General features: G+C 43.3%; 8 protein-coding genes. 1 reads left to right on the top strand and 7 read right to left on the bottom strand.

Annotated elements, in window-relative coordinates; genetic code table 11:
- The 6 genes from bgaA to miaA form a co-directional block, all read right to left on the bottom strand.
- On the bottom strand, positions 1-6,975 hold a 6,975-nt coding region (gene bgaA, locus M1F97_RS08490), incomplete at its 3' end, for an Ig-like domain-containing protein (RefSeq protein WP_247944817.1).
- Between the two features lie 248 nt (positions 6,976-7,223).
- The gene (locus M1F97_RS08485) at positions 7,224-7,979 is read right to left on the bottom strand and encodes an SDR family NAD(P)-dependent oxidoreductase (protein WP_247944816.1); all 756 of its coding nucleotides are present in this window, start codon (positions 7,977-7,979) and stop codon (positions 7,224-7,226) included.
- Positions 7,980-8,000: 21 nt separating this feature from the next.
- Complete coding sequence (gene rnz / locus M1F97_RS08480) at positions 8,001-8,930, bottom strand: ribonuclease Z (protein WP_247944815.1); 930 nt, start codon at positions 8,928-8,930, stop codon at positions 8,001-8,003.
- 14 nt (positions 8,931-8,944) lie between these two features.
- A complete protein-coding gene (locus M1F97_RS08475) occupies positions 8,945-9,568 on the bottom strand; it encodes a cystathionine beta-lyase (RefSeq protein WP_247944814.1) in 624 nt (207 codons plus the stop codon).
- Positions 9,561-10,799, bottom strand: a complete 1,239-nt coding sequence (gene hflX / locus M1F97_RS08470; protein WP_247944813.1) for a GTPase HflX — start codon at positions 10,797-10,799, stop codon at positions 9,561-9,563. The genes M1F97_RS08475 and hflX overlap by 8 nt, the downstream gene beginning before the upstream one ends.
- Complete coding sequence (miaA, locus tag M1F97_RS08465; RefSeq protein ID WP_247944812.1) at positions 10,792-11,676, bottom strand: tRNA (adenosine(37)-N6)-dimethylallyltransferase MiaA; 885 nt, start codon at positions 11,674-11,676, stop codon at positions 10,792-10,794. The genes hflX and miaA overlap by 8 nt, the downstream gene beginning before the upstream one ends.
- Before the next feature lie 120 nt (positions 11,677-11,796).
- On the opposite strand from miaA, the gene M1F97_RS08460 reads away from it, so the two are divergent.
- Complete coding sequence (locus M1F97_RS08460; protein WP_169447210.1) at positions 11,797-11,967, top strand: DUF3042 family protein; 171 nt, start codon at positions 11,797-11,799, stop codon at positions 11,965-11,967.
- Between the two features lie 150 nt (positions 11,968-12,117).
- On the opposite strand, the gene M1F97_RS08455 is transcribed toward M1F97_RS08460, so the two are convergent.
- Positions 12,118-12,957: a thymidylate synthase gene (locus M1F97_RS08455; RefSeq protein WP_247944811.1), complete on the bottom strand. Its 840-nt coding sequence runs from the start codon at positions 12,955-12,957 to the stop codon at positions 12,118-12,120.
- Positions 12,958-13,029 lie beyond the last annotated feature (72 nt).

Raw genomic sequence — 13,029 nt, 5'->3', positions numbered from 1 at the left:
AAAGGTTTCTTTCGATGTACGCTTACCGTTTTCGACTTCTACTAGGTGGACACGAACACCTTTTTGACCTTCTTGAAGAACACGACTTTCACCCACATAAAGTTTGTCAGTCTTACATTCTTGAACTTGGAAATCAACCTTCTCTTCTTCTACTAGTAGTTCTGGTTTGTGATGAACCAAATCTCTGACCCCATCAAGTGGTTGAGCTGTACCTCGCTTAGTTCCTACTTCCACGATACGATCTTGCGCAACTATCTTATCAAAGGTTTCTTTCGATGTACGCTTACCGTTTTCGACTTCTACTAGGTGGACACGAACACCTTTTTGACCTTCTTGAATAACACGACTTTCACCCACATAAAGTTTGTCAGTCTTACGTTCTTGAACTTGGAAATCAACCTCCTCTTCTTCTACTAGTAGTTCTGGTTTGTGATGAACTAAATCTCTGACACCATCAAGTGGTTGGGCTGTACCACGTCTAGTTCCAACTAGAAGAACCCGGTCAACAGGAGCCTGAAGCACTTCACGGAGTTTCTCTTCACGAGTTCCGTCTGGGCTTACAGATGTAAGAATGCGTTCCTTACCAACTTGTCCTTCTTGTTCTACACGGCTTTCTCCTACATATAGACTTGAGTCTTCTTTTTCAACAGTCTGGAAGGCAAGTTCTTTTTCGACAACCTCAAGACTTGGATTTTCTTCTTGAATAGCAGGGGCTGTTTTCTCAGAAACTGGTTTTTCCTTGACTAGTTGTATACGGTATTCCTTAACTTGTTTTCCACTTTCTGAAACGAGGCGAACAAGAACTGGAAGGCTATCATCTCCGCTATCTACAACTGTTGAAGCCACTTGATTGCTTTCTTGAACGGTCACTTTTGGACGTTGACCTTTATAGGTGATTTGATAGTCTTGACGATTTTCAGCGAAATCAGCAAGTTCTTTTCCATCTACAAGAATCTTCGATTGAGTGCTTTCTTGAGGCAATTCGCTTGGCGCAAGGAAGGTCATCTCAATCATCGCAACACCCTTCTTATCAGCTTTGCGCTCCATACGCCATCTCATGGCTTTGGCTTTCACGGCTTTAAATGTTAGGTTGATTTCATCACCAGCTTCAATGTCTTTATCCGCACGATAAGGAACAGCTTCCCAGTTATCTGGATTGTTAAATGGATGGCCTGATTCATAGGCTTGGTAGTTTGAATAGTAGGTAGGCACTTCAAACTCTGGACCGATATAACGTTCTAAAACAAGTTTAGATGGCGCATCCGTACCACTATCTGCAAAGAAGTGAAGTTTAGCTCGCGCAACAGTCCGTTCTACAATCTTGCCATTTTCACGGAAGATCACACCCGCTGATACTTCTGGATTAGAAGATGGTGTTGGAGACCAGTTTGTCCAACGACGATTTTCATTGTGATCTCCATCATTGATATAGTCTACACGATCATGTGAACTTGGATCAATATCATTAGTTGCAGAAGCAAAGGCTTGGTTACTGTTTTCATCATAGTTAGGATTGTTTGAGAGAGCCTCACCAAGTTTGTCCGTCACTCGTACAGTGAACTCCGCAACGAGGTCACTACCAAGGACACGACCTCGAACAGTAAATTGACCTGCTTTGGTCAGATTTTCTGCTGGAACTTCTTCCCATTCAACTGCCAAGTCTTTTGTTTCATAGCCGTCTTTACCTGTGAAGTAAACCGGAACCTTCGTTGGCAATTCAAGTGGTTGCCCTAGTTGCAACAAGCGAGCTTGTTTAACCGCAACAACTGGTTTACGAGAAAGTAAGTCTTTGTCCTTAGTGAAGTGTAGACGGTATTCACCTAAGATGTCACCATTTTCAGCTTTCGCAATGACACGAACCGGCTCACCTTCACGAACGCTTGGAACAACCGTCGCAAGACCATTGTTGCTAACACTTGCCGTTACTGCGGGAACTTTTCCATCTACAGACTCAAGGTAGTAGTCTGTCAATTCAGGGTTGAAGTTTGCTAAATCTTTGCCATCAACTTGGATTCTTGTTTGTCCTTGTTTGGCTGCCGCAACTTGTTTCGCAAAGATTTGTACTTCTGTGATAGAAGTTCCACGCTTATTATCTACTTTCACCATGCGAATACGAACAGCATAGGTTTCAACTTTATCAAAGCTAAAGTGGTTCATTTCTCCAGCCTTGAGTTGAGTTGGAGCTTTTAGATTGGTAACAGTTTTCCAGTTAGCTGGATCGTTAAATACATGGTCTTCATTGCCTACAAAGCTAGGGTTTTTAGGAGCTGTTGGAACAGTCTTACCAACATAATACTCGATCACATAAGACTTCGGCGCACCAACTCCATGGTCTTCGTGGAATCCGACACTTAGATTATCAACCGAACGTTTGCTCAAGATACCTGAATCTCCGAATAGGACACCAACTGAAGCTTCTGGATTACTACGATTCCAGTTTGTCCAACGATTGGCTGGTCGGTCATTAAAGGAAATCAATTTATCGTTGACGTTTGAAACAGGGTCGCTCGGATTTGAGTCTGAAGCAAAGGCAAGTGGCAATTCTGAACCCGTCCATTGGTCAGAAATATTTGCACCTTGCTCAGTTTGAGCAGATACGCGAACATGGAGTTTAGTTGTTAATTGCGTACCTTCAAGGCGACCAGTGACTGTAAAGACACCTTCCTTGGCGTATTGCTCCGGATCAATCGCATCCCATGTAACCTTAGCTGATGAAACGTGACCATTTGAATCGTAGGTACGAACACTTTCTGGTAATTGAGGTGCTTCTGCGATTGGGGTCGTCACACTAACTTCTTCAACTGAAACGATACCTTCTACAGAGACTTTAGCACGCGCTTCAAGGTCAAGGCCTTCAACTTTACCTAGCACTTCAAAGGTTTGATAGTGGTCTAGTTTTTCTTTTGGAATAGCTTCCCATGTGACTTTGTGAGTTTTAGGGAAACCTTTGTCATACTCAACAGTTACTGTTGCTGGAAGACTTGGTTCTTGATGCAAGTCTGTCACTACATTTACTGAACGGATAGATTGCGCAACCTTCGTCTCAGTATTGGCCTGGATAGTGAGTTCAACTTGGCCTTTAGCTCCCTCATATTCCGCTTTCAGAGTGACTACTCCTGGCTTATGTAACTCAAGCATTCCTTTACGAACTGCGACTTCCCCTTCACCACTTGTAGAGAAGGTTACTTTATCAGCTGGTAAAACTGCTTGTGTTCCATCTTGATAGTGAGCTCGAACCGACAATTTCACTGTTTGGTCTTCTTTGAGGCTGTCCGCTTGTTCCACTTGTAGGCTCAAATGGTCAATTTTTGGTGCTTCTTCAAGGAATTGAATTGCATACATTTGAAGAGGGCCACCATCATTTGGTTGAACAAAGATGCTTGCACGCATGCCGTTTGCTGCACTTGCTTGGACTACAGTAACATCCGCATTTTCAGTACTTGCTGCGACTTCTGGCAAGGATGCACCATAAGCAAGAGTGCGGTATTGCATTGGATGTTGACTAGTAAGGCCTGTGACAGCTTCACCACCAACACTTACAGTCGGTACTACAGGTGTTGCAGGATTGCCTTCTTCTACTACAAGCGTAGCATGAATAGTCTCACCGCCCAGTTGACCAGTCATTTGAATACGTGATCCTGCAACTGACAGTTTAGCTTTATCAGTTTCCGCAATCTCCCACTTATCAACTTCGTATTCTTGTACGCTTCCATCCGTAACGGCAATAGAAACATATTTGTCAACAGCACTCAAGTCTGTTCCTGGGGCAACACGTTTAACAGTTGGTAGTTCTTTCGCAATTGCTAGAACTTCTACACGAGCCTCAACTTCACGTCCGTCTGCCATACCTTTAACAGTCACAACTCCTGCTTGGCTCACATCAACTGAAGACCAGGTTACTGGACGTTTTTCACGACTGCCATCACTGTAGATAAAACCGACTGTCTTCGGCATTTTTGGCTCTTTTTCAATAACAGTACGTACTTTTGGTACTTCTGTTCCGAGAACAGTCTTTTCTTGGTCTTCTTTCTTACCAGTAAAGATGGTGACTTGGTCCGATTTCAAGAGATCTGAATGGGCTGTTAGTGTGAATTTACCTGCTTGTTCAGTTGATTTGACAATGGCAACACCTTTACCGTTAAAGGCTCTGCGGACCCAAGAACCGTCTGGTTGCGCCTTGTAGCGTTCACGGCTGGCTTGTTCCCCATTATCGACACCGACCAGTTGACCTTGTCCATGTAATTGGAAACGAACCAGATTATTTGCAGTTGGTACAACATTTCCTTCACTGTCTACGATTTCGTAGTAGATGTAAGTCAAGTCTTTTCCATCTGCTGCGATTGCGTGTTCTTCCTTAACAAGACGAACACCTGCTGGTTGACCCGCAGTGGTAATCTTGTCACGTGCAATTTCTTTTCCAGCTTCATCGCGAGCTACAGCTTCCAAGGTACCTGGTTGGTAAGCAACCTTCCACTCAAGATAGAGTTCCTTAGCATTCGCACCTTCTTGGTAGGTACGGCCATCGCTGGTTTGTTTTTTGTTGAAGGTCTTAACTCCGAGAGATTGACCGTTCAAGAACAATTCAACGCTTGCAGCGTTTGAATAAGCACGAACTGGAATCTTACCTTCTGCATCAGCTACGTTCGCTTTTAGAGTAGGGTCTTCCCAGTTCCAGTGAGGAAGGAGGTGCACCATTGGTTTCTTCTTAACAGAAACCCATTGGCTTTGGTAAAGATAGAAGTCATGTTTTGGAATACCAGCTGTATCAACAATACCAAAGTATGAACTCTTAACTGGCGTGTGGTTTTGGTTGTGCCATGGAGTAGGCTCACCGATATAGTCCGTACCTGTCCAGATAAACTGTCCAGCATAGCCAGCATTGTCTCGGTCAAAAGTCCATGAAGCAGTTGCAGTTTTACCCCAACCAACTCTGTCATTTCCATAGTCAGACTGTTCGTAGTTACGATAGTCTTGGTTGCTGTGAACTAGTTCTCTCTCAGGGCGATAATAACTTCCACGTGTACGGGTAGCTGAAGATGTCTCAGAACCGTAAATCAACCAGTTAGGATGTTTTGCACGAAGGGCTTTGTAGTTATCTTCAGAATAGTTGAATCCAACCGCATCTAGTTCATCAGCAATTTTCTCATGTCCACCACTACCATTACCGAAACGGAACTTATCTGCTCCCATGGTAACGTAACGAGTTTTATCAACATCCTTGATAACTTTGACTAGACGTTTTACCGTTGCTAGAGAGTGGGCGTCACCATTTGCTTCACCGATTTCGTTTCCGATAGACCACATGAAGACAGCTGGATTATTTTTATCTCTTTCGACCATAGTACGTAGATCGTAATCAGACCATTTTTCACCTTTTCGAGCTTCTGGGTGAGTGGCATCTTTTTCAAAGAAGCGACCATAGTCATAAGGTTTCTTTCCACCATACCAAGTATCAAAGGCCTCTTCCTGAACGAGCAAACCAAGTTCTGCAGCGATTTGCAAGGTTTGCTCACTAGCAGGGTTGTGGGTTGTACGGATGGAGTTAACTCCCATCTCCTTCATTTGTTTGAGACGGCGATATTCTGCTTTATAGTTTTCTTCTGCTCCAAGCGCTCCGTGGTCATGGTGCAAGGAAACACCATGGAATTTAATGCGTTCACCATTCAAAGAGAAGCCTTCATTTGGAGTCCAGTGATAGTAACGGTAACCAAACAAATCTTTCTTAGCATCAACCAATTGACCGTCACGGTAAACACGCGTAATCAATTCGTACAAGGCAGGTTTATCATTTAAAACTGTCCAGAGTTTTGGTCTTTCAACTTCTAAAATCGCATCAAGACTTGTTGATTCATGTGCTTTCAAGGTACGACTCGCTGTACGAACCAAGCCCGTTACAGCCTGACCACCACGTTCAACGATTTGATATTCTGCCACAAGTTCATGGTCTTTATCATCTGTATTGACGATTTTGCTGGCTACATGAGTTTCAACCTTGCCGTGTTGCTGTTGTTCAAGTTTTGGCGTTAAGATGGTTGTTCCATTTTTCTCAACATGAACTTTATCTGTCACTTGCAAGGTCACATCACGATAAATACCGCTACCAGAATACCAACGGCTACTTGGTTGTTTGTTGACAGCATGGACAGCAATCACATTCTCACGACCATCTTTGTGAAGGTATTTGGTGATATCGTATGAGAACTGGTTGTAACCATTTGGATAATGTCCCACTAACTGGCCATTGACATAGACTTGAGAGTCCATGTAGACACCATCAAAGGTCACTCGAACATTTTTCTTGAGATCTTTTTCATCAAGTTTAAAGGTCTTGCGATACCAAGCTTCACCACCATTGAGCTGTCCACCTTCATTTTGGGCAGGGGACTGATGGTCAAAATCGTTAAAGATACTCCAGTCGTGTGGGAGATCCAATTTTTGCCATGTTGATACATCGGCATCTGATTTCACAGCTTCTTTAGGATTCGCATTGAGTTTAAAGTGCCAATTTTGATTAAAATTCACTTTTCTATCTTCAATCATTTGATTCACTTCTTCATTTGTCGCAGCTTTCAAATCTTCCTTGAGAGGCTTTTCTTGACTTGAAGCTTGAGATTCTACCTTCGGAGCTGTTTCTTCAGGTTTGAGAGACACTTTCTCCTCTTTTGGAGCTACAGGTTCGTCTTCTTTCTTCTCTGGTTTGCTTGTTTCAATTGGAGTAGCTTGACTTTGGTCAACACTTGCAACATCCTTGTGTTCTGCTACAGCTTGATCTTCTTTTCCCTCCACTGCTGGACTTTCCTCTTTTGCTTGTTCTACAGTGTGGGCGATAGGAGTTTCATCCGCGAAAACTGGTGATTCTCCAACGACACTTCCTCCAAATAGAACCGCACAGGTTCCAATCATGACAGAGCAAGCACCTACGGCAAACTTACGAATGCTGTAAACTCTTTTACGATTCCAATGGCCTTTTTCCATAAAATCCTCCTTTAGTAACCGCTTCCATTTTCTTGTAAGCGTATTACTTTTTCATAGCCTTTTACCTTTATTTTATAAAATAATATAGGAAATTTCAATACCATAAACACAAAAAATCATATTTTTGATTGTTTTTTCTAAAATTTGTAGAAGATTCAAAAAAGTGAATGTAAATTTAGAACAAAAACAAACAATTTTTTGACACTCAGTTAAATATTATAAAAAGCTCCTTTTGTAAGGAACTCCTTTTACTTATAATTAAAGATTCCCCCTGCCAACTTATCAGCTAACTTGGGGAAGAGGGTATAAAACTTATGGGCTAGGTTCAACAAAATTGGGAGATTGAGTTCTCGTTTGTTTTTTCCTATGATCTTGACGATTTTTTTAGCAACCGCATATGGTTCTAAGAGAAAGCGGTCAACCGACTTGAGGTAGCTCCCATCTGGGTCTGCTTGGTCAAAAAATCCTGTTCGGATTGGTCCTGGATTGACTGTTGTTAGATAGACACCATAGGGCATGAGTTCGAGGCGTAGAGCATTGGAAAAACCAATAGCCGCAAACTTGGTCGCCGAGTAAAGACTGGACTTAGCAGTCGCTATCAAGCCTGCCATGCTGACAATATTGATGATATGCCCTTTTCCTCTCTCCTTCATGCGAGCTCCAAGACGACGAGACAGATTCATCAGAGCAAAGGTATTAACCTCAAACATCTGGTGAATGTCTTGAGCAGAAATCTGGTCAAATTCCTCAAAAATCCCGTAACCAGCATTGTTAATCAAGACATCAATCTTGCCATAACGGAGATAGAGGTCAGCTACCAGAGTTTCTAGGGCTGAGTCATCAGTAATGTCGATTTCAATCAATTCTACATTAGGATGGTTTCCATATAGCTCCGACAGTTTTTCCTTGTTTCTACCTAGTAAGATGAGTTGGTCATCTAGCAAGAGTTTGACCATTTCTTGGGCCAATCCGCCACTAGCTCCTGTAATGAGAATAGTAGACATGCTTCGTCCTTTCAATAACTGTTAGATTTCCACTTCTTCCAAGTCTTTGACCACATGGACATTTTCAAAAACAGTTGCCGCATCCTTCTTGAGCTGGCTGATATCTTTTGAGAGGAAACGGGCGCTGATATGATTGAGCAAGAGGCGCTTGGCTCCTGCTTCTGCTGCTACTTGCGCAGCCTGCATATTGGTTGAGTGACCGTGATTGCGGGCAATTTTCTCATCACCCTTTCCATAAGTCGATTCATGGACCAGGACATCAGCATTGACGCCTAGACGCACGCTGGCATTGGTTTTTCGCGTGTCACCAAGAATAGTAACTACCTTGCCAGGTCTCGGTGCTGAGATATAGTCTGCCGCCTTGATTTGAGTCCCATCATCCAGAACAACATCCTGACCGTTTTTGATTTTTCCAAAAAGCGGGCCAAATGGGACACCAGCAGCCTTAAGTTTTTCAGCATCCAGCGTTCCTTCCAAGTCCTTTTGCATGACACGATAGCCAACACAGAAAATAGTGTGATCCAGCTCCTCTGCATAAACCGTGAACTTATCGGTTTCAAGGATTTTCCCTAGATAATTTTGGTCAAACTCATGAAAATGAATGTGGTAAGGCAGACGAGAACCTGACACACGAAGACTGGTTAAGACAAATGACTTGATCCCTTGCGGCCCATAAATGTCCAAATCTGTCTGCTCTTCATTAGCTTGAAAAGCACGGCTAGAAAGGAAACCTGGTAAACCAAAGATGTGGTCTCCATGCAAGTGAGTGATAAAGATTTTGCTGACCTTACGTGGTCGAATCGTGGTTTCCAGAATGCGATTTTGCGTTCCTTCGCCACAGTCAAAGAGCCAAACTTCGTTAATCTCGTCCAAGAGTTTCAGGGCGAGGCTTGAAACGTTGCGGGCTTTAGAGGGCTGACCAGCCCCCGTTCCTAAAAATTGAATATCCATTCGATACTTTCTAATTAATCAATATATAACATAGCTGTGCGATTTTCCGATCGGAAATAAGGCTTTCCAGAAAAAGCAACAGCTTCTTGTAATAAATCCTCTTGACTATAGCCTTTGAGACGCTTGCGACCATCTGCTAAGTTTTCCAAGTCCGTTAAAGCTGTTAAGGTTTCTACACTGACTACTTCCTCTTCTCCGATTGAATTCATGTAGATTTTACCAGACTCCTCAAAGACGAGCTGATGGGGGAAAATTTGCGCAATCTCAAAAAGCAAGTCAGTAGTAATTTCTTCCTCAGCTTCTGAGAAAATGAGTCCAAGATCTTCTTTCTCATAGCAAAATCCAAAGGATTTGCCAGACAGATTAAGCCGAACAAAGGGTTTACTTTCTTCGGTGAAACTTGGCTCAGTATTATAGAGGTTTAGTTCCTGGCTAAGTTCTGCAAAATAATCCGTCGCAGCTTCAGGACTCTTTTTCTGGTAGAGTTCAGCAAAGTAGGCATTGACTACACTCGGTGGAGGTGTGATGAGAGCTAGTTGCTCCTGCTCTGTTTTACCAGCTAGAAACTGATCCAGATAGACCTTATCCAGACTTGTATAACCCCCATATTTTAGAGCCAACGTTTTAATATCAGTCATAAAATTCCTCTAACCTCCATTTATTTTTCTCGGAAATGTAGCCTGTAATGACTTCCCCGTCATCCTGATAATCGCGCTCTTCCAGAATCGCAACACTTTCCAAATCATGAATCTTGTAAGACTTAGAAAAAGGCACGCGCAGAGTAAATGCTTCAAAAATTTCCTTAATCTTATCTAGCAATAAAGCTTGCAAGTTCTCACGACTATCCTCAGACTTAGCAGAAATGAGAGCGTATGGCGTTTGGGTCGGCGTAAAATCCTCCACCAAATCCGCTTTATTATAAAGGGTCAGGCGAGGAATATCTTCCATATCCAAGTCTTTCATGATGGACAGAACTGTTTTTTCATGCTCCTCGTGGTAAGGATTGCTGGCATCGATAACATGAACCAGAAGGTCCACATGCTTGCTTTCTTCCAAGGTTGACTTGAAACTGGACACCAACTCTGTCGGCAAATCTTGGATAAACCCAACAGTATCAGTCAAGGTAACCTGTAGATTGCCCCCAAGATGGATGCTCTTCGTTGTCGCATCCAGAGTCGCAAATAGCTCATCTGCCTCATATTGGGTCTTACTGGTCAAGGTGTTCATGATGGTTGATTTCCCAGCGTTGGTGTAGCCTATCAAGCCAATCTTAAAGGTACTCGACTCCAAGCGTTTTTCTCTGACTGTCGCTCGATTTTTCTCAACCACCTTGAGCTGACGTTCAATGTCTGTGATTTGGTTGCGAACACTACGACGATTCAGCTCCAGCTGGCTTTCACCAGGTCCACGAGAACCAATCCCCCCTGCTTGACGACTAAGCATAATCCCCTGCCCAACCAAGCGAGGCAAGAGGTACTTGAGCTGGGCTAGGTGGACTTGGAGTTTTCCTTCGTGGCTTCGAGCCCGCATGGCAAAAATATCCAAAATCAGCTGCATACGATCAATCACTTTTACTCCGAGAATTTCCTCCAAATTAACATTTTGTCGCGGAGTCAGACGGTTGTTGACGATGACAGTGCTAATTTCTTCCGCATCTACCATGAGTGCAATTTCTTCCAACTTACCAGAGCCAACAAAAGTCTTGGAATCATATTTTTCACGTTTTTGTCTGTAACTATCTACTACGACTGCCCCAGCTGTCTTAGCCAGACTTGCCAACTCTTCCATGGAGAGGTCAAAATTATCCATGCCCTGCAGTTCTACACCAATGAGCAGGACTCGCTCCTCTTTTTTCTCTGTTTCAATCATCTAAAAACTCCTCAATCTGGCTTAAAATGCGGTCCTTCACGCCAGACTCCCCTATCTGATAAAAGGTCACCTGCATACGATTACGGAACCAGGTCAGCTGGCGCTTAGCAAAACGACGCGTTGCCTGTTTGAGACTCTCGCTGGCTTCCTCCAGAGTCTGCTCCCCACGGAAATAAGGAAAAAGTTCCTTGTAGCCAATGCCTTTGGCTGCCTGCACATCAGGGTAATGGTCAAAAAGCCACTTAGCCTCATCCAAAAGCCCGGCCTCAAACATCAAATCCACTCGACGGTTGATCCGTTCATAAAGCTGACTGCGTTCATCATCCAAGCAGATAATCAGTGGTTCATACAAGGTCTCCTGATTTTCCAAATCCTGACCAAAATGGGCAATCTCCAAGGCACGCATAGCACGACGACGATTAAACTGAGGAATTTCAAGGCCTGCTTGCTCCACAAGATGGGCTAATTCCTCATCTGAATAAGGCTCCAAGCTAGCCCGATAGGCCAAAATCTCCTCATGAGGTGTTTCCCCACCTAGATGATAGCCTTCAAGCAAGCTCTGGATATAAAGCCCAGTTCCACCAGCGATAATAGCAAGCTTGCCACGTCTCTGAATATCCTCAATAGCCTTCTTAGATTCTGAAACAAAATCAAAAGCCGAGTAAGACTCGGTCACCTCTCTGACATCAATCAAATGATGAGGAACAGCTACTTGCTCCTCTGGGCTAGCCTTGGCCGTCCCAATATCCAATCCTCTGTAAACTTGCTGACTGTCACCACTGACCACCTCTCCACCAAAGCGCTTGGCCACTTCAATAGCAAGGGCAGTTTTTCCAACAGCAGTCGGTCCAACAATCACAATTATTTTTGTTTTCATCTTTTTTCCTTGAAAAATTCCCATTTTTTCGTTACTATTATTATATCATAAAAAGGTCAGTCAGAAAAATGCTACCCCTTGAGGAGCCTGGCTGATCGGGAAGATAAAGGAGGAAGACTCATGGCTAAAGGATTCGCTAAAGGTCTTGTAACAGGTGTTGCAGGAACTGTCGCTGCTGTTGCAGGAGCAGTATACGCATTTAAAAAGAAAGTAATCGAACCAGAAGAGCAAAAAGCAGCTTTCATCGAAGAAAACCGTAAAAAAGCAGCTCGCCGCCGCGTATCACATTAAGCAACAAAAGAAGTTGAGAAATCTCAACTTCTTTTTATTTTCTTTTATACTCAATGAAAATCAAAGAGCAAACTAGGAAGCTAGCCGCAGGCTGTACTTGAGTACGGTAAGGCGACGCTGACGTGGTTTGAATTTGATTTTCGAAGAGTATTAAATAGCTAGGTCAAACTTCAGCTGTGGCTTGACCGGATTATAGTCAACCAACTCAAAGTCTTCGGCTTTGATATCAAAGAAATTGGTCTCATCTGGCACATTCAAGACCAAACGTGGTTGGCAGTTTGACGGCTCACGACGAAGCAATTCCTCTGCTTGTTCAAATTGATTATCATAGATATGGAGGTTGTTGATAAAGTAGAAGAACTTCCCAACATTCCAGCCGAAATGCTTGGCAATCATCATTTGAAGAGCTACGTACTGCATAGCGTTAATGTGGTGGGCCACCAGCATGTCATTAGAGCGCTGGGTCAAAGTCGCATCTAGATAAATTTCTCCATCTACTCGACGGACATCAAACATGGTTTGAAAGGCGCATGGAAGGAGGCCGTCTGTCTCCTCAAATGCTTGGTAATCCCATAGTGAGATGATATTACGACGATTCCAAGGGTTGGCTTCCAACTGTTTGAGAATCTTATTGATGATGTCGTGTTTCTTAACAACTGCCCCATAGCGCTCACCAATGGTTCCCGTATCTCCCACTTCCCAGTCATTCCAGTAGTGAACATTGTACTTGTTATTTAGCACTTCTAGGCTATTAGACTGATCCTGGTAAATCCAAAGTACTTCTTTGATGGCGGATTTGATTGCAATGGGGCGCAAGGTCGTGATGGGGAATTCCCCCTTGGCCAAGTCATACTCTGCAAAGACACCCGTTACGTACTTGGAGTTGGCAACAGTCCCATCCTTGTACTTGGGACGTGCTTGTTCAGAAAAGACACCGTCTTTGAGGATTCGTTCAATATTCTCTTTAAAAATCGTATCTGCTTTTGTCATTTACTCTCACCTCATTTATTTCCTAACTAGTATAGCATAAAAAAGAAAAGAGGAACATTACTAACTCTAGGT

Origin of the sequence: Streptococcus oralis (genome assembly GCF_023110435.1) — a bacterium.
Classification (GTDB): domain Bacteria; phylum Bacillota; class Bacilli; order Lactobacillales; family Streptococcaceae; genus Streptococcus; species Streptococcus oralis_CF.
The sequence above is the reverse complement of the archived record's forward strand: the minus strand, read 5'-3'. Positions and strand labels throughout refer to the sequence as shown.